Raw genomic sequence first — 23690 nt, 5'->3', positions numbered from 1 at the left:
GGAGAGACCGGTGAGCAGGTTCCTTGATCGTCTGATCCACTCCGCCCGTACCTCGGACCGGGGCCTGGTCGTCCGGGACGGCGACGGGTTCGCCCGGCGCTCGTGGGGCGAGGTGCACCGGGATGCCCGGCGGATCGCGGGCGGCCTGGCGGAGGCGGGGGTCGGGCCCGGCTCGCGGGTGGCCGTGCTGTGCGGCCGGCCGGGTGAGGTGGCGCCGCTGGTGCAGGCGGTGTGGTTGCGCGGCGCCGCGGTCACGATGCTGCAGCAGGCGTCGCCCCGGACCGATCCGGCGAGCTGGCTCGCCGACACCGCCGTCGCGCTGGCCACGGTCCGGGCCGACCTCGTGGTGGCCGGGCCGCCCTACGACCCTGCAATGCTGGCCGGCGCGCCGGTGCGGACGGTCCCGCTCGCCGCCCTCGCCGCCGGCCCGGACACCGATCCGATCGAGGTGGGCGAGGACGCGGCGGCCCTGCTGCAGCTCTCCTCCGGCTCGACGGGCGCGCCCAAGGCCATCGTCGTGAAACACCGCAACCTGTACGCGAACATCGACGCGCTGCTGGCCCGGTTCCGCCTCACGCCGGAGCTGGACACCGCCGTTTCCTGGCTCCCGCTGTTCCACGACATGGGTATGATCGCGTTCATGGCCCAGCCGATGATGGCCGGCATCGAGCTGGTCAAGGCGTCGCCGCTGGACTTCCTCGGCTCCCCGGTGCTCTGGGCCGAGATGATCGCCCGGTTCCGCGGCACCTTCACCGCGGCCCCCAACTTCGCCTACGTGCTGCTGTTCCGGCGGCTCGAACGCGTCCCCGACGGGCGGCTCGACCTGTCCTCCATGCGGTACGCCATCAACGGCGCCGAACCCGTCGACTACCTCGCGATGCAGCGCTTCACGGCCGAGGCGGGGCGGTTCGGCTGGCCGTCGACGGCGCTGGTCGGCGCGTACGGGATGGCCGAGGCGGTGCTCGGCGTCTCGGCCCCCGAACCGGGCATCGGTCTCGGCGCGGACCGGGTCGACCCGGACGCGCTCGAGCTGTCCGCCGCCGCGGTGCCCCACCCGGACGGCCGCCCGATCGCCACCCTGGGCCCGCCGTTCGACGGCATCCAGGTACGCGTCGTGTCGGAGCACGGGGAGCCGGTGGGCGCCCGCCGGGTCGGCGAGCTGGAGATCCGCGGCGAGGCGGTCACCGAGACCTACCTGACCACGGAGGGCGAGTTCGCCGCGCGCGGCGCCGACGGCTGGCTGCGCACCGGCGACGTCGGCTACCGCACCGAGGCCGGCGAGCTGGTGATCTGCGGCCGCCGCAAGGACGTCATCATCGTGGCCGGGCGCAACATCTTCCCGACCGAGATCGAGCGGGCCGCCGAGCAGGTCCCGGGCATCCGTCCCGGCGGCGTCGTCGCCGTCTCGATCGACGCCGGCCGGCCCGACGAGGGCTTCGCGGTGATCGCCGAGGCCGATCCGCGCGACGCCGGCCGGGATAGCGGCGAGCTGCGCCGGACGGTGGGCCGGCGGGTCTTCGACGCGGTCGGGGCGACGCCGCGCCAGGTGCTCGTGGTGGCCGCCGGCCGGGTGCCCAAGACGTCCTCCGGCAAGCTGCGCCGGGGCCAGGCCCGCGAGCTGCTGCGGTGAGCGGGGACGAGCCGCCGCCCACCGGCCTGGAGCAGCTGCGGGCGGCCGCCTTCGGGCCGGACCGGGACCCGCACATCGGCGACGTGCTCGGCATGGAGGTCGTCTCGCTCGCCGAGGGCGCCGTGGTGTTCGCGCTCCGGGCCGAACCCCGGTTCGCCAACTACAGCGGCACGATGCACGGCGGGGTGTGCGCGACGCTGCTGGACTCGGTGATGGGCTGCGCCGTGCACAGCGCGCTCGGGCCGGGCCTCAGCTGCACGGCCCTCGAGATCAAGGTCAACTTCGTCCGGCCGGTCATCCCGGACGGCGGGCGGCTGGTCGCCGAGGGCCGCACGATCCACGTCGGACGAACCATCGCCACCGCCGAGGGCACGGTCCGCGACGAGCGGGACCGGCTGATCGCCCACGGCACCGGGACCCACCTTGTCCAGCCCCGCTGACCTGACCGGTACGGCGCACCCGCCGGGCCGTACCGTGATCGAGGCGCTGCTGCCCCCGGCGGTGGTGGCCGTCGAGGCGTTCGGCGACGTGCCGGGCGAGGAGCCCTTCCCCGGCGAGGAGGACCTCGTCGCCCGGGCGGTCGAGGGGCGCCGCCGCGAGTTCATCACCGCACGCCGCTGCGCCCGGACGGCCCTGCGCGCCTTCGGCCACGAGGATGCGCCGATCCGGCCCGGGCCCCGGCGCGAGCCCCAGTGGCCGGCGGGCATGACCGGCAGCATCACCCACTGCGCCGGCTACCGCGCCGCGGCCGTGGCCCACGCCTCCGACGTCCGCCTGATCGGCATCGACGCCGAACCGCACGCCCCGCTGCGCCCGGGCATCGCCGAGTCGATCACCTCGCCGGGCGAGCCGGCCATGCTGACCCGCCTCGCCGCCACCCACCCGGGCATCGCCTGGGGCCGGCTGCTGTTCAGCGCCAAGGAATCGGTCTACAAGGCGTGGTACCCGGCGACCCGGCGCTGGCTGGGCTTCGAGGAGGCACGCCTGAGCATCGACCCGGAGGCCGGCACGTTCACGGCGACGATCCTGGTGGACGGCACCCGCACCGACGACGGCCCGCCCCTGCGGACGATGCCCGGCCGCTTCACCGTGACGCGCGGCCTCATCCTGACCGCCGTCACCTCGCCGTGAGCATGCCCTCGCCGGGGAGGGCGCCGCCGCCCGGCAGCACGAAGACGTCGGGGTACGCCAGACGTCCGCGCGGAACGGCACGCAGGCGATCCGGAACCGTCCCTCCCCCCGCTCCTCGGAGCCGTGGCGGGGCTTGCACGCCGGTGTCTCGTTCTCCGGGACCGCATCGAGCCGGCCACGCAGATCCGACAGGGCCCGCAGGCGCACACCCCGGCGGCCGGCTGCGATTGCCGTCTGGCACGGACGCGCGCAGGCTGTACCCCAGTGGCAGCGATGCACCGGCCGGCGATCGGAGACTCCCATGACACGCCCGTGGCAGGACCGGACGAAGCAGCCGCACGAGCGGGCGCGAGAGCTCGTGGCCGCCATGAGCCTGCAGCAGAAGATCAGCCAGTTGCACGGCGCGATGGACACCATCGACATCTACGCCCTCAGCGAGCAGGCCCGGGAGTCCGGCGCGGACCTGGACGCGCTGGCCACTCAGATCCGGGTGGAACGCCACGTCGACGGCATCGACGAGCTCGGCATCCCGCGCTTCCGGATCACCAACGGCCCGGTCGGCGTCGGCATGGGCGACGGCACGCCCAGCCCGCCCGCGACCTCGCTGCCGATGACGATCGGCCTGGCCGCCGGCTTCGACCCCGCGCTGGCCCGGGAGTACGGCTCGATCATCGGCAGTGAGACCGCCACGCTGGGCCAGCACGTCCTGGAGGGGCCGGGGGTGTGCCTGCACCGTACCGCCACGGCCGGGCGCAACTTCGAGTACTTCAGCGAGGACCCGTACCTGTCCGGGGTGCTCGGGGTGGAGATCACCAAGGCGATCCAGGAGCACGGCGTGATCGCCATGGGCAAGCACTACGTCGTCAACGACCAGGAGTACGAGCGGTTCCGGGTCAGCGTCGAGGTCGACGAGCAGGTGCTGCGCGAGCTGTACCTGCTGCCCTTCGAGATGCTCGTGAAGGACGCCTCGATCGCGGCGATCATGAGCGCCTACAACCGGATCCGCGGCGTGTACGCCACCGAGTACCGGTACACGCTGACCGAGATCCTGCGGCACGAATGGGGCTTCGAGGGATACGTCCAGTCGGACTTCTGGTCCTGCCGGTCCGCGGTGCCGTCGCTGAACGCCGGCATGGACCACGAGATGCCCGACGCGAAGTGGCTCAACGAGGACACCGTCACGGCCGCCCTGCGCGACACCAGCCTGGAGATCGAGACGGTCGACCGGGCGCTGGTCCGCCGGTACACGCAGATGTTCCGGTTCGGCCAGTTCGACCGGCCGTACGCCCCCGGTGAGATCGACGCCGCGGCACACGGCGCCGTCGCCCGCCGCATCGGCACCGGGATCGCCGTGCTGCTCAAGAACGAGGGTGGCGTCCTGCCGCTCGACCCGGACGCGGGCTCGATCGTCATCATCGGCCAGTCGACGTACGCCGACGACGCCTGCCTGGGCGGTGGCGGCAGCTCCAAGGTCATTCCGCTCTACACCGTGCCACCGCTGGACGGCATGCGCGACGTCCTCGCCGGCCTGGGCGGTACGGCGACCGTCACCAAGGTCACCGTGGCCGACGACCTGTCGAACCTCGACGAGGCGAAGGCGGCGGCCGCGGCGGCCGACGTCGTGGTGATCATGGCGGGGCTGGTCGCCACCGAGGGCGAGGACCAGGCCGGCATGAACATGGTCAACGACCAGGACCGGCTGATCGCCGAGGTGGCGCCCGCCAACGCCGCGACGGTCGTCGTGCTCAAGGACGGCAACCCGGTGCTCATGCCGTGGATCGACGCCGTACCGGCGGTGATCGAGACGTGGAACCAGGGCCAGGAGGACGGGCACGCCGTCGCCGATCTGCTCTTCGGCGTCGTCAACCCGTCGGGCAAGCTGCCCACGACGTACCCGCGGTCGCCCGGCGACACGCTCGTGGCGGGCCGGCCCGAGCGGTACCCCGGCACCGACGAGGGCGACGGCTACCCGGTGATCCGGTACAGCGAGGGGCTGCAGATGGGTTATCGCTGGTTCCAGTCACAGGGGATCGCGCCGCTGTTCCCGTTCGGCTACGGGCTCTCGTACACGACGTTCGCGCTGTCGGACGTCACCGTCGACGCGGGTGAACGCCCCGGCGAGTCCCCGCTGACCGTACGCGCGACGCTGACCAACACCGGCGACCGGAGCGGCGCCGAGGTGGTGCAGGTGTACCTGGGACTGCCGGCGGCGACGAACCAGCCGCCCAAGCGGCTCGTCGGATTCCGGAAGGTCACGGTGGAGCCGGGCGCCTCCGCGCCGGTCGACATCGTCGTCGACCCCGCCGCCACGCACCATCCCCTCTCGGTGTGGAGCCGCGGCGATCACCGCTTCGTCACCGTGCCCGGCGAGTACGTTGTCCACGTCGGCACCTCCAGCGACGACAGCCCGGCCCGGCACCGGTTCACCGTCCCCGCTTGACCCCCGGCCCGGCCGCGGACGCACCGGGCACCCGAACGAAAGGCGCATCAGGTGACCGTTACCGAGGTGGTGGTCGGTGTCGACGGCTCTCCGGAGGCCGAGGACGCGCTGAGCTGGGCCCTGCACGAGGGCCGGCTCCGCGACGTGCCGGTGCGGGCGATCACCGTCTGGCAGCCGTCCGGCGACCCGCAGGAGGCCGAGCGGCTCGGGGCGCTGCGATCCGTGGCGGATCTGCGCGACCAGCTCCGGGAAGACGTCGAGACGGGCGTACGGAAGGTGGTGGACCGCGAACACGCCTCGGACGTCGCCGTGACCGCCGAGGTGCGGTACGGCCACCCCGTCCGGGCGCTGATCGGCGAGTCGGGGGCCGGTGCGCTGCTCGTCGTGGGTTCCCGGGGACGCGGCGCCATCACCGGATCGGTGCTGGGATCCGTCTCCCAGAGCTGTGTCCAGTACGCGCGCGGCACGGTGGTCGTCGTCCGCGGCCGCCGGTCGGACTCCCGGACCCGGCGGGTCGTGGTCGGCGTCGACGGGTCCCCGGCGTCGGTGCGCGCGCTGCGTTTCGCCGACGGCGCGGCCCGCCTGCGCGGCGCCGCCCTGCAGGTGGTGCACGCGTGGACGCTGCCCTACCTCGGGTTCGCCGGGCGCTCCGGCACCCTGCCGCAGGAGGCGAGCGACGACATCGCCGCACGGGCGGGTGAACGGCTGCGCGAGAGCCTCCGGCGGGCCGAGATCGACGCCAACCGCCCCGACGTGGAGATGTGGCTGGTCGAAGGCGCCCCGAACCTGTCGCTGCTGCAGGCCGCGGGCAACGCCGACCTGCTGGTCGTCGGATCGCGCGGGCACGGCGGCTGGAAGGGGCTGCTGCTCGGCTCGGTGTCCACCCAGAGCGTCACGCAGTCGCCCTGCCCCGTGGCCGTGATCCGCGACGACGCCTCCCCGGAGCCGGACTAGGGCTCAGGGCGGGCCGACCAGGGTGAGCACCGACTCCTGCGGGGCGAACCCGGCGGGCATCCCCGGGCGGCGCCAGGTGCCGGCGGGAGCGTGCGGGGGCAGCCACTCGGGGCGGAAGGCGCCCAGGGCGAGGTCGAGGTCCTCGAGCGCGGCCCGCGTCGCCGGATCGTCCACCGGCGTGCGCAGGTGCTCGGCCCACAGCCGGACCCGCAGATCGCGCACGGCGGGCCCGTTCGTCACCAGTGCGACGGTGAGTTCCGTGTCCACCCCGGCCATGGAACGGCTGAAGAAGTTCGCCGATCCGACGGCGGCGAACCGGTCGTCGACGAGCACGACTTTGGCGTGCACGGTCAGGTGTTCCACCCGCCACAGTCCCACGGTGCGGCGCAGCGACTGCGGCAGCGGGTCGATCACCCGTCGTTGCAGGTCCTTGGTGAGCACGCGGTTGATCGGCCGGCCCCGCTCGGCCGGGTCCCGCGTGCCGGAGCCGACCAGGATGATCTTCACGCCGCGGGCGGCGGCCGCGCGGAGGTGGGGGTACAGGCCGAAGCGGTCGTCGCCCCCGGGGTACTCGCGGAAGTACTGGTCCTCGATGTAGACGTACCGCCGGGCCGCGCCGATCGCCTGCACCAGCGTCAGGTACGCCTCCTGAACTCCGCCGGGCGGCACCGACGCGTAGTGCCGCCGCGCCCACGGCAGGAGCGAGTCGACGTACCAGGGTCCGACCGAGCGCAGGATCTGCACGGCGATGCCGGGCGCGGGCCGCACGGGCTGCGGCGCGGCCGGCGGCACCCCGGCGTCGATCGCGGCGGGGTTGAGCAGCGGCAGGCTCCGCGGCGCCCGCAGGAACCGCCGCCGGGGCAGGGCGGCGCTGTTGGCCCAGCGCACGCGGAAGACGCGCCACACGTCGGCGGCCGCCGGTCCGTGCAGGATCGCCCCGGCGTCGTGCCATCCCCACCGGCCGCCGCGCACGCTGAGGCGCCGGTGCGGGGCCTCGTCGATCCGGCTGGCGACGTAGTCGATGCCGCCGAGCGCCGCGGTGATCTCGGCGCCGCGCCGGACCACGGTCATCTTCTGATGGTTGGAGCCGAGCCCGGAGCCGGACCAGTCCAGCAGCACCCGGCCGCGCAGCGGGGGCGGCGCCGCCGGGGCCGTGGCCGGACGCCAGTGCCGCAGCCGGTACGCGGTGCGCACGTTGTCCCGGAACGGGCCCATCCGCACGTGCACCAGGCTGCTGGCCACGACCGCGCCGGCGAGCACCACCCGCACGTCGACCCCCCGCGCCGCCGAGGCGGCCAGCAGCTCACCGAGGGGTTCGTGATCCGGGTCGCCCGGTGCGAGCCCGGTCAGATCCATGTCGTGGTCGAGCTGGAGACCGCAGATGTACACGGCGTCGCCGGGGCCGGTCGAACGGATCAGCTCGCGCATCCGCAGCATCCACGGCCGGCCGTCGACGATCACCTCGGCCGTGGAGTCCTCGCGGTGCACCGGGACCGCCCGCGACAGGTACCGGCCGACGAGATCCTCGAGCGGGGCGTCAGCGGCGGCGGCTTCTCCCATCAGGCGACGATAGATGCTGCGCGGGCCCGACGCGCGCCGACGGCATCCCGCGGCGGCCGAGGGCGAGCCGCAGGGCCACCACGGCCACCACGGCACCGTCGAGCAGCAGGAGCCCCGCGCTCAGCGGATCCGGGCCGTGGTCGTGCCCGGCGGCCGCCGCCGCTGCGCGCCGTACGGCGGGAGGCGCGACGCCGGTGCCGACGCTGAACCGGATCTCGCCGGCGGCGTCCCGGCCGTCGGTGAACGCGACGTGGAACACCATCGTGAACACCCCGGTGCCGGTGAGGCGGACCGGCCGGCTGAGCTCGTACCCCGCGGCCTCCGGCGTCGTGTCCGGGCCGACCGTGCGGCCGCGCGGGTCGCGGACGGTGAGGTGCGACCGCGCGGGGTCCGGCGCCGCCGAGCCGATCACGCGGACCCGGGCGGGTGCCGCGGCCAGCGCGGCGCCGTCGGGCGGATCGGTGCCGACGACGGACGGGCCGCCGGCACGCGCGGGTGACGGCAGCAGCGCCAGGAGGGCGGCGGCCGCGCCGGCGGCGAGCCACGTCCTCATCGGGGGCCGGCCACCGGCTCGGCGGCGGGCTCCGGCTCGGCGACCGGCGCCGGCTGGAGATGGTGGTACATGGCGATGACCATGGGTACGAACACCACGGAGTTGTAGAAGAGGTGCAGCTCGACGCGGGGGAAGACGGTCTGCGCCACGCTGGTCGGCACCGAGCCGCCGAAGTAGTAGTGCCCGGTCTGCGCCTGGATCAGCAGCAGCAGGTGCTCGATGTGGTGCCAGAACTGGATGACCAGGGCCACCGTCCACCACGTCCGGGCCCGGCCGGTGAAGCCGGGGCGCAGCAGGAACAGCCCGGCCAGCATGACGATCGCGTACCCGTAGTGCAGCCACTCCGAGGTGATCAGCCACGGGAAGAACTGGCCGAGCACGCCCCGAGCCTGCGGGCGGGGCGAATGCAGCACCCAGATCTGGTACGCCTGCACGAGATGCTCCGCCCAGTGCGCGAGCACCACGACGAGGAACGCGGTCAGCGCCGTTCTGTGGTAGCGGGGAGTGTCCATCAATACCTCCCGGATGAGCCGTCGAAGTCGTCTGACGCTATGCACGCACCCGGCCGCCGCTTTTCTTCCCGCTTGCGCAAACCCCGATCCTCGCAACGTCGGAGAAGCGGCCGCCGGTCCGGCGTTCCTACGCTCCCGGCGTACGCCCACGAGGAGGAGCCGGTGTCCCTGCGCGACCATCCCCTGCTGTACGTCTTCCTCGAGGCCCACGATCTCGCCGCGCAGCGCCGGTTCCTGGAGTCGGACGCGGGCCTGCCGGTGCTGGAGACCGACCCCGACCCGCGGCACCGCCACGGCGTGGTGAAGTACGACGCCGGCACCGTGATCCTCGCGCTCAACCTCTCCCCCGCGAGCCGCTTCGCTCCCGCCGCCGGCGAAGGCCTGACCATCGTGTTCGCCGGGGGTACCGAGCCGCGGACCGACCCGCACGGCCACCACTATCTGCTCGGCGTCCCCGGGCAGCCGGTGGCCGGGCTCCGCCTGCGGACGGACGACCTCGGCGCCTCGGTGGCGTTCTACCGGGACGTGCTCGGCCTGGAGTGCGACCGGTCGGCGACCACCGCCACGGTCCGCACCGCCGGCGTGCCGCTCGTGCTCGAACCGGGGCCGTCCGGCCGGCACGACACCTCTCTGCTCGTGTTCCACACCGGCGACATCCGGAAGCTCCGCGACGAGCTCGCCGGCCGGGGGCTGACCTACTCGGGACGCGACGTGGGCTCGAAGGAGATCGGGTGGACGATCCGCTTCACCGACCCGTCCGGCCACCGGCTGTGCCTGTACGAGCCGTCCGAGGCGGCGCTGCGGTGGGACAGCGGGCGGGCGGTCCGCGCGATCCTGGCCGGTTCCCGGTGAGCACGGACGACGACCTGGGCGCGTTCGTGGCGCGCCACGGCAGCGGCCGCGTCGTCCGGGCCGGCCCCGGCGGTACGGCGCCGGACCTCGCGGGTGCCGGCACGGTCGTCTGCGCGGACTGGCCCCCACCGGGTCGCGAGGCCGCCCACCGGCGCCTGCTCGGCGACATCCGGCGCGCGATGAGCCCCACGGGCGTCCTGATCGTCGAGCAGCGGCTCCGGTGCCCCGCGGACCTCGCGGCGCTGGTCCGCTGCGCCGGCTACGCCGTGGAGCACACCGAGCCCGCCGGCGAGGGCGTACGCCTCGTCGCGCGTCCACTGCCGGCGCCGCCGGAGGCGTTGGCGGTGACCGCCTGGGGCGAAGAGATGCCCGGCATCCGCCTGGACCTGCGGTACGCCGACGACGAGGCGGAGTGGATGGACCCGTCGCCCGCGGAGGTGTGGGCGGACCTCGCCTCGGACGGGGCTTTCGACGCCGATGCGGCCGGGCACTACCCGGTGGACGATCCGTTCGGCAGCCGCCGCGGTGCGCCGGTGGTCAGCCGCTTCTTCGGCCGTACCGTCCCGGCGGAACGGCTGTTCTTCGGCGCGGGCGTGAGCGGCCTGCTGCGCGACCTCGCCGACCTGGCCGAGGGAGGCGTCGTGCTCACCCCCGCGTACGCCCACCCGGACCTGCCGGCGCTGGCGGTGCGCCGGGGCGCGACGGTCCACGTGATGTCCGAGCCGGCCGCGCCGCTGCTCGGCGAGATCGCCCGTACCCGTCCCGATCTGCTGCTTCTCGACCAGCCCGGGTTCAGCGGGCGGCCGTACGCGCTCGACGAGATCGTGGCCGCGTCCCACGCCGTGCCGGCCCTCGTGGTCGACGAGAGCGCCGCGCCGTACCTCGGGCCGGGTGGCAGCGCGGTCACGGTGGCCGCCGGCGCCGGCAACCTCGTGGTGCTGCGCGGGTTCACGAAGGCGTACTCGTGGGGTGGCCTGCGGGCGGGGTTCGCGGTCGCCTCGCCCGGCCTGGAGGCCCGGGTCCGCGAGCTGATGACGCCGCTGCAGATCAGCGAACTCGCGCTGCGGGCCGCGCTGGGCATGCTGGCCGCGGGGGACGTGCTGAAGGGCCTGCGGGCCCGGATCCGGGCGGTGAAGCCGCCGTTCACCCGGCGCCTGGCCGAGGCCGGGCTGACCGTCGTACCCGGGCACGAGGACGTCCCGTGGGTCGTGATCCACGACGGGGACGGCTCGCAGGGGCGCCTCCTCGCCGACCGGGGCATCCGCGGCCTCACGCCGTCCCGGCCGGGTCAGCTGCGCCTCACCGTGCCGCTCTCCGGCCGCCGCATCGCGCTCTTCCACGAGCTCCTCGGGCCCTGACCGGCCGGCTACTCCGCGAGCAGCTGCCGCAGCGCCTCGTGCCGCGCGATGCCGGTCATGACGGACTGCACGACCGCGCCGAGCACGGCCACCACGACGACGGCCTCCCGCAGCACCGGGTCCGCCGGGTCGCGGTCCAGCTGCCTGCGGGTCGCGTACGTCCACAGCACGGCCAGGTCGTTCCCGGCGGCCTCGGCCGCGGTCGCCGCGTACCGGTCGAGCACCGGCCACAGGTCGGTGAGGTCGAGGACGTCCGCCACCGCGCACGCCTCGGTCAGCCGCTCCCGCAGGGCCGTACCCGGTGGGTGCCAGCCCTGCCGGTCCAGCGTTGCGGCGACCCGGGCGCCGGCGGTTGCGTACCGCTCGTCCACGCCGCGGGGGTGCCGCGCCGAGACAGCCTCCTCGACGGCGGTGATCAGGCCGGCCGGGGACGTCGCGGTGTCGTCGATCGCGGCGAGCACGGCGTGCACCCCGGGAACGCTCATGCCGCCGACCCGGAGCAGGGCGTCGACCACGTTCAGCCGGCGCAGGTGGCCGGGCCCGTAGTCGGCCTGGTTGCGCGCCCTCGGCACCCCCGGCGGGAGAAGGCCCGTGCGCAGGTAGTACTTGATGGTCGGAATCACGATGCCGCTCCGCCGCGACAGTTCACCGATCCGCATGCTCTCACCGCCAGCTGGTGCCGGGAGGCGCCGCGACCTCAGGGTACGACGCGGCAACGGCACATTCTTCTCGGCGTTTGGGTCCAGCCGGCGTATAGCCGAGTACAGAAGTGCTCAACCGGGGTTTGCGAGGCTTCCCGCATTTCCGCACCCCAGGGAGGCGCGCATGGCCGGCTCCGAAGTGCTCGCGACGGCGACCGCGCCCGGTTGGCGGCGGCTGCTGCGCCTGCCGCCGTCGATGGTGGACTTCGAGCGCCGCGGTTTCCGCACCGGGCCCGCGCGGACGCGTACGGTCCTCGAGGCGGCGGCCCGGACCTTCCTCGACGGCTATCACGCCGAGCTGGCCACCCGGCCCGGCGAGCCGCCGGATCTGTCCGCCGTACCGGCCGGACGGCGCGGGTTCGCCGCCGAGGGTGCGGCCATGGCGGCCGTGCTGCTCGACAGCCTGCGTCCGGCCGGCGCACCCCGATCGGCCGCGCTGCACACCGCGCACGACGACCGCTACGCCTATCTGATCCACGTGGGCGCCGGCTGGGCGCTGGCGAAGCTGCGCCGCGGCCGGCTCGGCCGGACCGGGGCCGGGGCGCCCCTGCTGCGCTGGCTGGCGTACGACGGGATGGGCTTCTGCACGGCGTTCTTCGCCTCACCCCGCGCCCTGAACCGCTGGAGCGACCACCCGGGCACCTGCCCCGCCACCTGCGACATCCGCTACCAGGGCTTCGGACGGGCGCTGTGGTTCCGCGCCTGCGGCGACCCGTCGGCCGTCGCCGCGTCGGTGGCAGCGTTGCCCGTCCGGCACCGCGGCGACGCGTGGAGCGGGGTGGCGCTCGCCGCGACCTACGCCGGCGGGGTCGACGACCCGGTCTACGCCGAGCTGTACGACCGCGCCGCCGGCCACCGGGACGCCCTGGCCCAGGGCTGCGCGTTCGGCGCCGAGGCGTGGCGGCTGTGCGCGTACACCCCGCCGCACGCCGCGGTGGCGGCCGAGGTTCTCACCGGGGGTTCGCCGGAGCGGGCGGCCGGGTGGACGTGGGACGCGCGGCGCGGGCTGGACCGGCCGGGCGCCGGCGCCGAGGACTACCGGGCCTGGCGGCAGCGCGTCCAGGCGACGGCCGCCGCGGTGCAGCCGGGCAGGCCGTCATGAGCCGCCGGTGGGACCTGCGCCCGGCCCTGGCCCCCGCCCTGGCGATCGCGCTGTGCGTGGGCGTCGGCTGGGCCACCCGGGCACCGGCCGCCGCGGGCGACCCGGACGCGCTGGCACGGCGGTTCTCCTGGGCGATCACCGACGTCAACGGCGATCCGCCCGCGGCGCGTACCGAACGGGCCGTGGAGCCCGCCCTGCGGCACATCCGGGCCTGGATCTCCGCCGTGGGCGCGTCGGCGGGCCTCGCCGACCTCGACGGCAACGCCCGGCCCGACGACGTGTGCCTGGTCGACCCGCGCGACGACGCGGTGACGGTCCTCCCGGCTCCCGGCACCGGCGCCCGGTACGCCGCCTTCCCGCTGGTGCCGGGCCCACCGGGGAACGTGCCCGCGGCCGTCGCCCCGATGGGCTGCATGCCGGGCGACCTCAACGAGGACGGCCTCACCGACGTGCTGGTCTACTTCTGGGGCCGCACGCCGCTGGCGTTCCTGCGGGTGCCGGGAACCACGCTCGCGGCCACCGCGTTCCGGGCCTTCGACGTCACCGGCGGCTCCGGCGAGATCTGGAACAGCACCACCGCCGACCTCGCCGACCTCGACGGCGACGGGCACCTCGACCTGCTCATCGGCAACTACTTCCCGGACGGCGCCCGGGTGCTCGACGCGAGCGCGCACGACGACCCGCTCATCCGGATGCAGGACTCGATGTCGAACGCCACCAACGGCGGCCGCAACCGGATCCTGCGCCTGGACCACGTCGACCGCACCGGGCCGGTGCCGCTCCCGCGCTACGCCGACGCCTCCGCGGCGTTCCCGGACGACCAGGCGCGGTCGTGGACGCTGGCCTTCGGCGCTCAGGACCTCGACGGCGACGGCCTGCCCGAGCTGTACACGGCGAACGACTTCGGCCGCGACCACCTGCTGGACAACCGGTCCACGCCGGGGCACATCGCGTTCACCGAGCTGCGCGGGCGGCGCTCGGCGAGCATGCCGAAGTCGAAGGTGATCGGCAACGACTCCTTCAAGAGCATGGGCGTGGCCTTCCCCGACCTCAACGCCGACGGCCGGCCCGACATCGTGGTCAGCAACATCACCACACAGTGGGGGCTGCAGGAGAGCAACTTCGCGTACGTGAGCACCGGCACCGGCCCGATCCGGGGGCGGCCGGCCCCGTACACGGACCGCAGCGAGCCGCTCGGGCTGTCGCGCAGCGGCTGGGGCTGGGACGTCAAGGCGGCCGACTTCGACAACGACGGCACCGACGAGCTGATCCAGGCGGTCGGCTTCGTCGCCGGCCGGGGCAACGACTGGCCGCAGCTGCAGGAGCTGGCCATGACCAACGACGACGTGCTGCGCTTCCCGTGGGCGTGGCCGAACTTCGGGCCGGGCACCGACATCGCCGGGCACCAGCGCGACCCGTTCCTCGTCCGCGACGCCGACGGGCGCTACGTCGACATCGGCGAGCGTCTGGGCATCGCGAACGCGGGACCGAGCCGCGGCATCGCCGTCGCCGACGTCGACCACGACGGCCGCGCCGACGTGCTCATCGCGAACCAGTGGGCCCGGTCGCAGTTCCTGCGCAACACCGGGCCGGCCGGGGCGTACCTCGGGCTGCGCCCGCTGCTGCCGGCCGCCGCGCCGGGCGGTCACCCGCGGCCGGCGATCGGCGCCGCGGTCACCGTCACCCGCGCCGACGGCAGGGTCCTGCGCCAGCAGCTGTTCCCCGCCAACGGCCACACCGGCGTCAACGGCCCGGAGCTGCTCTTCGGGCTGGGCGCCGCAGCGGGCACGCCGGTCCCGGTCACGGTCACGTGGCGTGACGCGTCCGGCCCGCACACCACCACCACGTCCCTCTCCCCCGGCTGGCACGACCTCGTGCTGGCGTGACGGGACAGAGCCGAGGAGCCTTCCGATGGCGCAACCGACCATTCCCAACCGGACCCCGAAGGGCATCACGGCGCTCCGCCGGTTCGCCGTGTCGATCACGGTGTTCACCGTCGTGGGACACCTGCTGCTCGGCTTCGAGCAGGCGTACCTCACGCCGGTCGTGGCGCTGCTGACGGCGTACGCCCTGAGCCTGCTGCTGGAGTGGGTGGACGCCCGCGGGCACGGGCGCCCGGTGCGCTACGGCGGCTCGCCCGGCAACCTCGTGACGTTCCTGCTGCCCGCGCACATCGCGGCGCTGGCCTGCGCGATGCTGCTCTACGGCAACCAGCGCCTGCTGCCGACGGTGTTCGCGGTGACCGTGGCGATCTGCGGCAAGTACGTGCTGCGCCTGCGGATCGGCGGTCAGCCCCGGCACCTGTTCAACCCGAGCAACCTCGGCATCAGCGCCACCCTGGTGCTGTTCAGCACGAGCGTCGCCATCGCGCCACCGTACGAGTTCACCGAGAACGTCGGCTCGGTCGTCGACTGGCTGCTGCCGGGCGCGATCCTGGTCGCCGGCTCGATGATCAACGGCAGGCTCACCGGCCGGATGCCGCTGATCGCCGCCTGGGCCGGCGGCTTCGTGCTGCAGGCGGTGCTGCGGGCGCTGTTGTTCGGCCACGCGCCCGCCTCCGCGCTGCTGACCATGACCGGCGTCGCGTTCATCCTGTTCACCAACTACATGATCACCGACCCCGGCACGACCCCGGGCCGGCCGCGGGACCAGGTGGTGTTCGGGCTCACCACCGCGCTCGTCTACGGCGCGCTGGTGGTCGCCGGCATCACCTTCGGCCTGTTCTACGCGCTCACCATCGTCTGCGCCGGTCGCTTCGTGCTCACCTGGGCGCGATCGCTGCGCGGCGCCGGGCGCGCCGAGCCGGGCCGCCAGGCCGAGGCCACCGCGCCGGCCGTGGCGACCGTCGGCGGGCGCACGGCCGTACCGGTCAGATGACGCCCGGGTCCCGGCGCATCGCCGTCGTCGGCCTGGCCTGCCGCTACCCCGACGCCGCGGGGCCGGACCGGCTCTGGCAGAGCGTGATGGCGCGGCGTGCCGCGTTCCGCCGGATGCCGCCCGAGCGCCTGCCACTGGCCGACTACGGCGGCGACGGCGCCGACCAGACCTACGTCACGCACGCCGCGCTGCTCACCGGCTGGCACTTCGACCGGCAACGCTTCCGGGTGGCGGGACCGGCGTACCGCGCCGCGGACACCGCGCACTGGCTCGCCCTGGACGTGAGCGCCGCCGCCCTCGCGGACGCCGGCTTCCCGGACGGCGACGGCCTCGACGCGAGCCGGGTCGGCGTGATCCTGGGCAACTCGCTGACCGGTGAGTTCTCCCGGGCGGCCGCGCTGCGCACGCGGTGGCCGTACGTGCGCCGCACCGTGCTCGCCGCGCTGGCCGAATCCCCGCTGGGCCCCGACGACCGGGCGGCGCTGCTGCGGGCCGTCGAGCGCCGCTACAAGGAACCGTTCCCCGCGCCGACCGACGAGACCCTGGCCGGCGCGCTGTCGAACACGATCGCCGGGCGGATCTGCAACCACTTCGACTTCCACGGCACCGGGTACACGGTGGACGGGGCCTGCGCCTCGTCGCTGCTGGCGGTGTCGCATGCCGCCGACGCGGTCGACGCCGGGCGGCTCGACGTGGCGCTGGCCGGCGGGGTGGATCTGAGCCTGGACCCGTTCGAGCTCGTCGGGTTCGCCCGGGCGGGGGCGCTGGCCCGCGACGAGATGCGGGTGTACGACCGCCGGCCCACCGGGTTCCTGCCGGGCGAGGGGTGCGGGCTGGTGGTGCTGTGCCGCGAGGACTTCGCCGTGCGGCACGGGCTGCGGGCGTACGCGTACCTGCTCGGCTGGGGCACGTCGTCGGACGGCCACGGCGGCCTGATCCGGCCGGAGGCCGCCGGGCAGCTGCTCGCGCTGCGCCGCGCGTACGAGCACGCCCGCCTCGACCCCGCCGAGGCGGCCCTGATCGAGGGCCACGGCACGGGCACCGAGGTCGGCGACAGCACGGAACTGCGGGCGCTGCTGGAGGTCCGCGGCCGGACCCCGCGCCGGGCCGCCCTCGGCAGCATCAAGGCGAACATCGGGCACACCAAGGCGGCGGCCGGGGTGGCGGGCCTGCTCAAAGCGGCCCTGGCGGTGCATCGCGGCGTCCTGCCGCCCACCACGGGATGCGCCGAGCCGCACCCGCTGCTCTGCGGGCCGGAGGCGAGCCTGACGGTCCTCGGCGAGGCGCGCCCGTGGCCGGCCGGCGAGCGGTACGCCGGGGTCAGCGCGATGGGCTTCGGCGGCATCAACGCCCACGTCGTCCTCGGCGGGCCGGGCGGCGCGGGACGGCGGCTGCACCCGGCCGAGCGGCACCTCGCGGGGCGGCACCCGAGCCACGAGGTGATCGTCTGCACCGGGGCCGATCGCCGGGCCCTGGCCGCGAAGCTGACGTCGGTCCGGGACGCGGCCGCCGCGATGTCCCGCGCCGAGCTGGGCGACCTGGGCGCGGGGCTGGCCCGTACCGAGCCACCCGACGCCCCGGTGCGGTTCGCCGCCGCGGTGGCCTCACCCAATGAGCTGGCGGCGGCCGCGGAGCACGCGCTGACCCGGCTGGCGGCCGGCGATCCGGAGATCGTCGATCCGGCGCGGCGCCTGTTCCTCGCCGAGGGCCGGCTGCGGGTGGCGTTGCTGTTCCCCGGGCAGGCCGCGCCCTGCTACCCGGACGCGGGCGCGCTCGGGGACCTGCTCGACGAGGTGCCGGCGGCGTACGCCGGTGCGCTGCCGGTGGCCGCCCCGCCGGGCGGTCCGGTGGGCACGGCCGTCGCCCAGCCGGCGATCCTGCGCGCCACCCTGGCCGGCCTGCGCTGGCTGGACGCGCTCGGCGCCGAGGCGGACGAGGCGGTCGGGCACAGCCTCGGCGAACTGGGCGCCCTGGTCTGGGCGGGCGCCCTGGACGAGGACGAGGCGTACGACCTCGCCCGCACCCGTGGCGCGGCGATGGCACAGGCCGACCCCGTCTCCGGCGGCATGGCCGCGCTCGAGGCCACCGAGGAGGAGCTGACCCCGCTGCTGGCCGGCACCGACGTCGTGGTCGCCGCCGACAACGGCCCCCGGCAGCTGGTCGTCTCCGGTGACCGGGCGCAGCTGCGCCGGGTCCTCGAGCGGGCGGCCGCGGCCGGGATCCGGGCGGGTCTGCTGCCGGTGGCGCACGCGTTCCACTCCCCCGCGATGGCTGCGGCCGCGGACCGGCTCAAGGAGGCGGCGGCAGCCGTGCCGTGGCGTCCCGCGCAACGCCGGTTCGTCTCGACGGTCACCGGCGACTGGTTCGCCGCCGAGGACGCCGTCGAGCTGCTCGTCCGTCAGCTCACCGCGCCCGTACGCTTCCGTCAGGCGCTGGACCGGTGCCGGGCCGGGCTCTTCGTCGAGGTGGGACCCGGGCACCTGCTGACCGGCCTGACCGGCGGCCGCGCGGTCGCGATGGACGCCGGATCGCCCTCGGCCGCCGGCGTCGCCACGGTCACCGCCGCCCTGTTCGCCGCCGGCCGGTGCGGGACCGTGGTGCCCTGGTACGCCCGCCGCTTCACCCGCCCGTTCGAGCTCGGCCACCGCCCCGACGTCCTCGTCGGTGCCTGCGAGACCGCCGTGCCCGAGGTGGACGCCGCCGCGGTGGACGACGCCGTGCCGGAGCCGGCGGACACCGTGCAGCCCCGCCCGGCCGATGAGGAGGCCGAGCCGCTCGCGGCGACCGTGGCGGCGGTCGCGGACGCGTGCGAGCTCGATCCGGCGGCGGTCCCGTCCGGTGCCCGGCTCCTGGCCGACCTGCACCTCAGCTCGCTGCTCGTCGGCCGGCTCGCCGGGGACGTGGCGGCCCGCCTCGGCCGAGCCATGCCGGCGGCGCCGCTGAGCCTCGCCACCGCCACGGTCGCCGAGCTCGCCGAGGTCGTCGCGGCGCTGCCGGCCGCGGACACCGCCGAACCGCCCGTCGCCGGGGTGGCCGGCTGGGTACGTGCCTTCGCCCCGCGCCGGCTCGCCGAGCCCCGGCCCGCGGGACCCGGGGTGCCGCGTACCTGGGAGATCGTCGGGGACCTCGCCCGGCACCCGCTCGGTACGGCGATCCGCGAGGCGTTCCGCGACGAGCCGGGCGGTACGCGTACCCGGCTGATCGCCCTGCCGCCCGGCCTCGACGCGACGCCGCTGCCCGAGCTCGTGAGCGCGTTGCAGCGCGGCATCGCCGACGGGCTGCCGGTGGTGGTGCTGCACCACGGCGGCGTGGGTGCCGCGCTGGGCCGCAGCCTCGCCGCCGAGCGCCCGGACGCGGCGGTGCTGGTGGTCGAGACCGCGCCGGACCGGCACGGGATCGCCCTGGCCGCCGCCGAGGCCCGCCGGCCGCCGGCCGACTACGCGGAGGTGGGATACGACACGGACGGTGCGCGTACCGTGCCGGTGCTCGCTCCCCTGACGGCCCCGGACGCCGGACCGCTCCCGGCCGGCGCCGGCGAGCTCTGCGTGGTGACCGGCGGCGCCAAGGGCATCGGCGCCGAGTGTGCGGTCGCCCTGGCCGAGGCCACCGGCGCTCACCTGGCGCTCCTCGGCCGCAGCCCGGAATCCGACGAGGCGGTCCGCGCCACGCTCCGCCGGGTGGCCGCCGCGGGGTCCCCGGTCACGTACCACCGGGTCGACGTGGCCGACGCCGCGGCGGTCACGGCGACGATGACGGCGCTGCGGCGCGAGCACGGTCCGGTACGGATGCTGTTGCACGCGGCCGGGATCAACGTTCCCGTCCGCATCCCCGGCCTGACACCGGACGCGCTGGCGCAGGCGGTGGCCGTCAAGGTGACCGGCTTCGACACCGTGCTCGCCGCGATCGACGTATCGCGGCTGCGCTGTGCCGTGGCGTTCAGCTCGTTGATCGCCCGCATCGGCCTGCCCGGCGAGGCGCACTACGCCGTCGCCAACGAGTGGCTCGCCCGCCGGTGCGCGGACCTGGCCGTGGCCGAGCCCGGCGTCCGGTGGCTGGCCGTGGAGTGGTCGGCCTGGTCCGGTGCCGGCATGGGCGTCGGCCTCGGCGTACTGGACAGCCTCTCCCGGCAGGGCCTGAGCCCGATCCCGCCCGCGGAGGCGACCGCCTGGCTGCTGCGGCTGCTCGGCGGCGTCCCCACCCCGCCCGTCGTGGTGGTGGCCGGACGGACCCCGGCGGCGCCCACGCTGCGCTGGTGCGGCGCCGACGCCGGCCCGCCGGGCGGCAGGTTCCTGGCCGAGCCCCTGACGGCCACGCCCGGCGTCGAGGTCGTCGCGGGCGCCGGCCTGTCGCTCGGCACCGACCCGTACCTGGATCACCACCGGATCGACGGCACCGTCGTCCTGCCCGCGGTGTTCGGCCTCGAGGCGATGGCCCAGGCCGCCGCGGTGGTGCACCGTGACGCACCGCGGGTCTTCTGCGACGTGGCCCTGACCCGTCCCGTCACCGTTCCGGAACGCGAGCCGCGGACCGTGCGGACGGCGGCGCTGGCACGCGAGGACGGCACGGTCGACGTGGCGCTGCGCAGCGACGAGACCGGCTTCGCGGCCGACCACTTCCGGGCCCGGTACGGCGTCACCGCCCCGGACCCGCCGGAGGCCGCCCCCGGCGAGCCGCTCACCGGCCCGCTCCTGCCCGCGCGTCACCTCTACGGGCCGCTGTTCTTCCACGGGCCGCGGTTCCGGCGGGTGGCCGGTTACCAGGCGGTCGCCGCCCGGCGGTGCGTGGCGGTGGTCGACGCCGACCCGCGGGGGCGGTGGTTCGGCGAGTTCCTGGATCAGCGGCTGGAGCTGGGAGATCCGGGCGTCCGCGACGCTTTCCTGCACCTTCTGCAGGTCTGCGTGCCCGGCCGGCGGGTGCTGCCGACGGGCGCCGGGCGGATCCGGATGATCCGGCGCCCGCAGGGGCGGCTGACCGTGCACGCCCGGCAACGCGCGGAGAGCGACGACGGGTACGTCTTCGACCTGCTGGTCCTGGACGCGGACGGGACACCGGTCGAGCAGTGGTCCGGCCTGGCGCTGCGCGCGGTCGGCGCCGTCGAGCCCGGGCCGTGGCCGGTGGAGGTGGTGGGCGCCCTGCTCGCGCGGGATCTGAGCCGGCGGGCCGCGTACCGCGACGTCGACCTGGCGGTGGCCCGGGGTGACCGGGAGGACCCCGGCCGCACGGCTGCCGTGGCGGGCTGGCTGGCGGGTGCACCGGCGACCCACGCGGCCGACGGGCGGCTCGTCGGCACCGGTCCCGGCACGGTGTCGGCCAGCCACCTGGGGGCGTACGTGCTGGTCGGGGCCGGCCCCGGCCGGGTCGCGGTGGACTGGGAGGCCGTCGGCGGAGCGCCGGCGCCGCTCGGCGCGGCCGACCGGGAACTGGCCGATCAGCTGGCCCGGCTCGCCGGAACCGATCCGCACGGCGCGGGCTACCGGGTGTGGACGGCCCGCGAGGCGCTCGCCAAGCTGGGCCGGCCCGCCGGGGACCCGCTGCTGCTCACCGACGACCCCGGAACTCTGGTCTCGGGGCGGTACACGCTGGCCGGCCGGGTGCTGGACACCACGGCCGGGCGGGTCGCGATCTGCGCCGGGGTGGGTGAGCTGCCGTGACCGTCTACGTCTACGAGCACCGGGTGACCTTCGACGAGACCAACCTGGTCGGCAACGTCTACTTCGCCCACTACCTGCGCTGGCAGGGGCACTGCCGGGAACAGTTCCTGGCCGACCACGCGCCGGGCGTGCTGGCGGCGCTCACCAGCGGGCTGGTGCTGGTGACCGTCGACTGTGCCGCCGAGTTCTACGCGGAGAGCTTCGCCGGTGACCGCATCGAGGTCCGGATGCGACTCGACAGGATCGCCGGAAACCGGGTCGCCATGGGCTTCGACTACGTGCGCAGCAGCACCCCCACGCCGGAGCTGCTGGCTCGCGGCCGGCAGAGCGTGGCGTGCATGCGGCGCGGGCCGGGCGGGCTGGAGTCCGTACCCGTGCCGGAGGAGCTGGGCCGGGCTCTGAGCCGCTACGCGCCGGGCGTACGGCCGTAGTCAGCCGCCACCGGTGACGGGCGAGGCGCGCAGCACGTCGTCCCTGCCGAGCTCCGCGAGGTGCACCTCCACGGCGAAGCGGTGCAGCAGGCCGAGCATCCCGTACGCCGGCCCCGCCGCGTCGTGGCGCACGATCAGCAGGGACTTGTCCGCCAGGGAGGTGAGCATGAGCCGGGCGTCGACGGGGCCGTACCGGGCACCCGCCCACGCCCGTTCCGCGGCGGCCAGCCGGAAGTGCCGCGGCAGTGTGCTCAGCCGCGCGAAACACCAGCGCTCGGGCGCGTCGAGGCACTCCAGGCTGCGCCGGAACGCGGCCCGCAGTGACCGGTGGTGCACCGGCTGGCAGCGGCGGGGCGGCTGCAGCTCGTGCAGCGGGTTGTCCAGGCGCCGGACGAGCTCGTCCAGGGTCTGCATCGCGAGGCACTCGGCGGCCATCTCCACGGCGAGCGGCAGGTCGTCGAGCTGCCGGCAGAGCGCGGCCACCTCGAGGGCGTTGTCCGCGCCCAGCCGGAAGCCGGGGCAGACCTGCCCGGCGCGCCGGGCGAAGAGCCGCACCGCGGGCGGGCGGCCGGGCGAGGCGTACCCGTTCTCCGTGGGGCTCAGCGTGTGCAGCCGCCACACCGCCTCGTACGGCAGCCCCAGCGGCTCGCGCGAGGTCACCACCACGGACACGTTCGGGCAGTTCCGTACGACGTCCTCGACCACCGCCACGGTCGCGTCGATCAGGTGCTCCACATTGTCCAGCAGCACCAGGACGTGCTGGGCGCGGACCAGCCGGCACGGTGTGTCGACGTCCGGGACGCCGTCCAGCGCGGCGGTGAGGCTGGGCGCGAGGCCGTGCGGGGCGGCGATGCGCGAGCACTCGAGCACCACCACGCCGCCCGTGACGTCGTCGCGCAGCCGGGCCGCCGCCTCCAGCGCCAGCGCCGACTTGCCGCAGCCCGGTGGCCCGGTGATCGTGAGAAGGCGCTGTTCGGCGAGGAGCCGCCGGACGGCCTGCAGGTCCCGGTCGCGGTGGATGAGCTCGCCCAGCCCCGGGCCGGGCCCCCGCCACGGCGGGCGGGCCGGGTCCGCGACGGCCGTGGTGTGCCGCCGGGGCACTCCGGCCGCCCCGCCGGCGAGCACCTTGCGATAGGCCTCCGACAGCTGCGCGCCCGGTGGCACCCCCAGCTCGGCGCTGAGGATCACGCGGATGTTGTTGAAGTGCTGGATGGCGGCCGCGCGCCGGCCGGTCTGCTCCAGCGCCGCCAGGTACCGCGCCTGGGCGATCTCGTTCATCGGCTCGCTCTCGGCGAGCCGCCGCGCCACCGGCAGCACCAGCGACGCCTCACCGAGGTCGAGGCCGGTGCCGACGTAGTCCAGCGCCGCGTCGCACCACATGCGGCGCAGCGGGTCGAGCATGTCCGGCGTCTGCAGCAGCGTGGACAGCTCGGTCAGGTCCGGGTCACGCCACAACCGCATCGCCTCACCGAGCAGCTCGAACGCCCGGACGGTGTCGCCGGCCGACAGGTGCTGCCGGGCCTCGCGGAACAGCTGCCCGAAACGGGTCACGTCGGCCAGTTCCTGGTTGAGGGTGAGCCGGTAGCCGCCCGTCGCCGAGCTGATGATGTGGTTGCGCGCGCGGGGTGGCAGCTCCGGCTCGAGCAGCCGGCGCAGCCGCGCGACGTACGTGTGCACGAGCTGGCGCGCGCTCACCGGCTGATCGGCGCCCCACACGACGTCGAGCATCGACTCGATCGAGACCGTGTGCCCGGCGTGCAGCGCCAGCACCGCGAACACCGCGCGTTGCTTGGCCGGCCCGAGGTCGACCGGCACGGGGCCGCGATGCACCTCCAGCGAGCCGAGGGCGTCGACGCGCAGGGCCGCCCTGGAATCGGACATGGGCTTGCTCCCGTTGACCTTCTACCGTGGACCTTGGGTGTGGGGCTCGTCCGGCGG

17 protein-coding genes are annotated in these 23690 nt (G+C 75.4%); 12 read left to right on the top strand and 5 right to left on the bottom strand.

The window, feature by feature from the left end; all coding sequences use genetic code 11:
• The first annotated feature begins 10 nt into the window (after nucleotides 1–10).
• The 5 genes from COUCH_RS16350 to COUCH_RS16330 all read left to right on the top strand — a co-directional run bounded on the left by COUCH_RS16350 (nucleotide 11) and on the right by COUCH_RS16330 (nucleotide 6155).
• Nucleotides 11–1630, top strand: coding sequence for a fatty acyl-AMP ligase (locus COUCH_RS16350; RefSeq protein ID WP_249612941.1), 1620 nt, complete (start codon nucleotides 11–13; stop codon nucleotides 1628–1630).
• Complete coding sequence (locus COUCH_RS16345) at nucleotides 1627–2070, top strand: PaaI family thioesterase (protein WP_249612940.1); 444 nt, start codon at nucleotides 1627–1629, stop codon at nucleotides 2068–2070. The genes COUCH_RS16350 and COUCH_RS16345 overlap by 4 nt, the downstream gene beginning before the upstream one ends.
• Nucleotides 2054–2761, top strand: a complete 708-nt coding sequence (locus tag COUCH_RS16340) for a 4'-phosphopantetheinyl transferase family protein (RefSeq protein WP_430640942.1) — start codon at nucleotides 2054–2056, stop codon at nucleotides 2759–2761. The genes COUCH_RS16345 and COUCH_RS16340 overlap by 17 nt, the downstream gene beginning before the upstream one ends.
• 301 nt (nucleotides 2762–3062) lie before the next feature.
• Nucleotides 3063–5201 (top strand): beta-glucosidase family protein, encoded by a 2139-nt coding sequence (locus tag COUCH_RS16335; RefSeq protein WP_249612939.1) that lies wholly within the window; start codon nucleotides 3063–3065, stop codon nucleotides 5199–5201.
• Nucleotides 5202–5252: 51 nt separating this feature from the next.
• Nucleotides 5253–6155: a universal stress protein gene (locus COUCH_RS16330; RefSeq protein ID WP_249612938.1), complete on the top strand. Its 903-nt coding sequence runs from the start codon at nucleotides 5253–5255 to the stop codon at nucleotides 6153–6155.
• Nucleotides 6156–6158: 3 nt separating this feature from the next.
• Here COUCH_RS16330 and COUCH_RS16325 read toward each other — a convergent pair whose 3' ends face one another.
• Genes COUCH_RS16325 through COUCH_RS16315 form a run of 3 tightly spaced genes read right to left on the bottom strand, consistent with a single transcriptional unit; the run spans nucleotide 6159 to nucleotide 8780 of the window.
• Nucleotides 6159–7715 carry a phospholipase D-like domain-containing protein gene (locus COUCH_RS16325; protein WP_249612937.1) on the bottom strand — a complete coding sequence of 519 codons (1557 nt, stop codon included), beginning with the start codon at nucleotides 7713–7715 and terminating at the stop codon, nucleotides 6159–6161.
• The gene (locus COUCH_RS16320) at nucleotides 7693–8268 is read right to left on the bottom strand and encodes a copper resistance protein CopC (protein WP_249612936.1); all 576 of its coding nucleotides are present in this window, start codon (nucleotides 8266–8268) and stop codon (nucleotides 7693–7695) included. The genes COUCH_RS16325 and COUCH_RS16320 overlap by 23 nt, the downstream gene beginning before the upstream one ends.
• Nucleotides 8265–8780 (bottom strand): hypothetical protein, encoded by a 516-nt coding sequence (locus COUCH_RS16315; protein WP_249612935.1) that lies wholly within the window; start codon nucleotides 8778–8780, stop codon nucleotides 8265–8267. Before COUCH_RS16315 ends, COUCH_RS16320 begins: the two co-directional genes overlap by 4 nt.
• A 162-nt stretch (nucleotides 8781–8942) precedes the next feature.
• Here COUCH_RS16315 and COUCH_RS16310 point away from each other — a divergent pair, with 162 nt between their 5' ends.
• Together COUCH_RS16310 and COUCH_RS16305 are read left to right on the top strand one after the other, a co-directional pair.
• The gene (locus COUCH_RS16310; protein ID WP_249612934.1) at nucleotides 8943–9632 is read left to right on the top strand and encodes a VOC family protein; all 690 of its coding nucleotides are present in this window, start codon (nucleotides 8943–8945) and stop codon (nucleotides 9630–9632) included.
• Nucleotides 9629–10990, top strand: coding sequence for an aminotransferase class I/II-fold pyridoxal phosphate-dependent enzyme (locus COUCH_RS16305; protein ID WP_249612933.1), 1362 nt, complete (start codon nucleotides 9629–9631; stop codon nucleotides 10988–10990). Before COUCH_RS16310 ends, COUCH_RS16305 begins: the two co-directional genes overlap by 4 nt.
• An 8-nt stretch (nucleotides 10991–10998) precedes the next feature.
• Here COUCH_RS16305 and COUCH_RS16300 read toward each other — a convergent pair whose 3' ends face one another.
• Nucleotides 10999–11649, bottom strand: a complete 651-nt coding sequence (locus tag COUCH_RS16300) for a MerR family transcriptional regulator (protein WP_249612932.1) — start codon at nucleotides 11647–11649, stop codon at nucleotides 10999–11001.
• Nucleotides 11650–11815: 166 nt separating this feature from the next.
• On the opposite strand from COUCH_RS16300, the gene COUCH_RS16295 reads away from it, so the two are divergent.
• The 5 genes from COUCH_RS16295 to COUCH_RS16275 are packed head-to-tail and all read left to right on the top strand — an operon-like array spanning nucleotide 11816 to nucleotide 21752.
• Nucleotides 11816–12793: a DUF1702 family protein gene (locus COUCH_RS16295; protein ID WP_249612931.1), complete on the top strand. Its 978-nt coding sequence runs from the start codon at nucleotides 11816–11818 to the stop codon at nucleotides 12791–12793.
• Complete coding sequence (locus COUCH_RS16290; protein WP_275980111.1) at nucleotides 12790–14679, top strand: CRTAC1 family protein; 1890 nt, start codon at nucleotides 12790–12792, stop codon at nucleotides 14677–14679. Before COUCH_RS16295 ends, COUCH_RS16290 begins: the two co-directional genes overlap by 4 nt.
• A gap of 25 nt (nucleotides 14680–14704) precedes the next feature.
• Nucleotides 14705–15670, top strand: a complete 966-nt coding sequence (locus tag COUCH_RS16285; RefSeq protein WP_249612930.1) for an enediyne biosynthesis protein UnbU — start codon at nucleotides 14705–14707, stop codon at nucleotides 15668–15670.
• A complete protein-coding gene (locus COUCH_RS16280) occupies nucleotides 15667–21321 on the top strand; it encodes a type I polyketide synthase (protein ID WP_249612929.1) in 5655 nt (1884 codons plus the stop codon). Before COUCH_RS16285 ends, COUCH_RS16280 begins: the two co-directional genes overlap by 4 nt.
• Nucleotides 21318–21752 carry an acyl-CoA thioesterase gene (locus tag COUCH_RS16275; RefSeq protein ID WP_249612928.1) on the top strand — a complete coding sequence of 145 codons (435 nt, stop codon included), beginning with the start codon at nucleotides 21318–21320 and terminating at the stop codon, nucleotides 21750–21752. The genes COUCH_RS16280 and COUCH_RS16275 overlap by 4 nt, the downstream gene beginning before the upstream one ends.
• Here the strand turns inward: COUCH_RS16275 and COUCH_RS16270 are convergent, their stop codons facing one another.
• Nucleotides 21753–23633 carry an AfsR/SARP family transcriptional regulator gene (locus COUCH_RS16270; protein WP_249612927.1) on the bottom strand — a complete coding sequence of 627 codons (1881 nt, stop codon included), beginning with the start codon at nucleotides 23631–23633 and terminating at the stop codon, nucleotides 21753–21755.
• Nucleotides 23634–23690 lie beyond the last annotated feature (57 nt).

The sequence above is a fragment of the Couchioplanes caeruleus genome (genome assembly GCF_023499255.1).
GTDB classification, from domain to species: domain Bacteria; phylum Actinomycetota; class Actinomycetes; order Mycobacteriales; family Micromonosporaceae; genus Actinoplanes; species Actinoplanes caeruleus_A.
The sequence above is the reverse complement of the archived record's forward strand: the minus strand, read 5'-3'. Positions and strand labels throughout refer to the sequence as shown.

Coding starts and splice junctions, on each gene's coding strand:
- COUCH_RS16335 (WP_249612939.1), top strand. CDS start 3,063: ATGACACGCCCGTGGCAGGACCGGACGAAGCAGCCGCACGAGCGGGCG.
- COUCH_RS16325 (WP_249612937.1), bottom strand. CDS start 7,715: ATGGGAGAAGCCGCCGCCGCTGACGCCCCGCTCGAGGATCTCGTCGGC.
- COUCH_RS16320 (WP_249612936.1), bottom strand. CDS start 8,268: ATGAGGACGTGGCTCGCCGCCGGCGCGGCCGCCGCCCTCCTGGCGCTG.
- COUCH_RS16315 (WP_249612935.1), bottom strand. CDS start 8,780: ATGGACACTCCCCGCTACCACAGAACGGCGCTGACCGCGTTCCTCGTC.
- COUCH_RS16300 (WP_249612932.1), bottom strand. CDS start 11,649: ATGCGGATCGGTGAACTGTCGCGGCGGAGCGGCATCGTGATTCCGACC.
- COUCH_RS16295 (WP_249612931.1), top strand. CDS start 11,816: ATGGCCGGCTCCGAAGTGCTCGCGACGGCGACCGCGCCCGGTTGGCGG.
- COUCH_RS16290 (WP_275980111.1), top strand. CDS start 12,790: ATGAGCCGCCGGTGGGACCTGCGCCCGGCCCTGGCCCCCGCCCTGGCG.
- COUCH_RS16285 (WP_249612930.1), top strand. CDS start 14,705: ATGGCGCAACCGACCATTCCCAACCGGACCCCGAAGGGCATCACGGCG.
- COUCH_RS16280 (WP_249612929.1), top strand. CDS start 15,667: ATGACGCCCGGGTCCCGGCGCATCGCCGTCGTCGGCCTGGCCTGCCGC.
- COUCH_RS16270 (WP_249612927.1), bottom strand. CDS start 23,633: ATGTCCGATTCCAGGGCGGCCCTGCGCGTCGACGCCCTCGGCTCGCTG.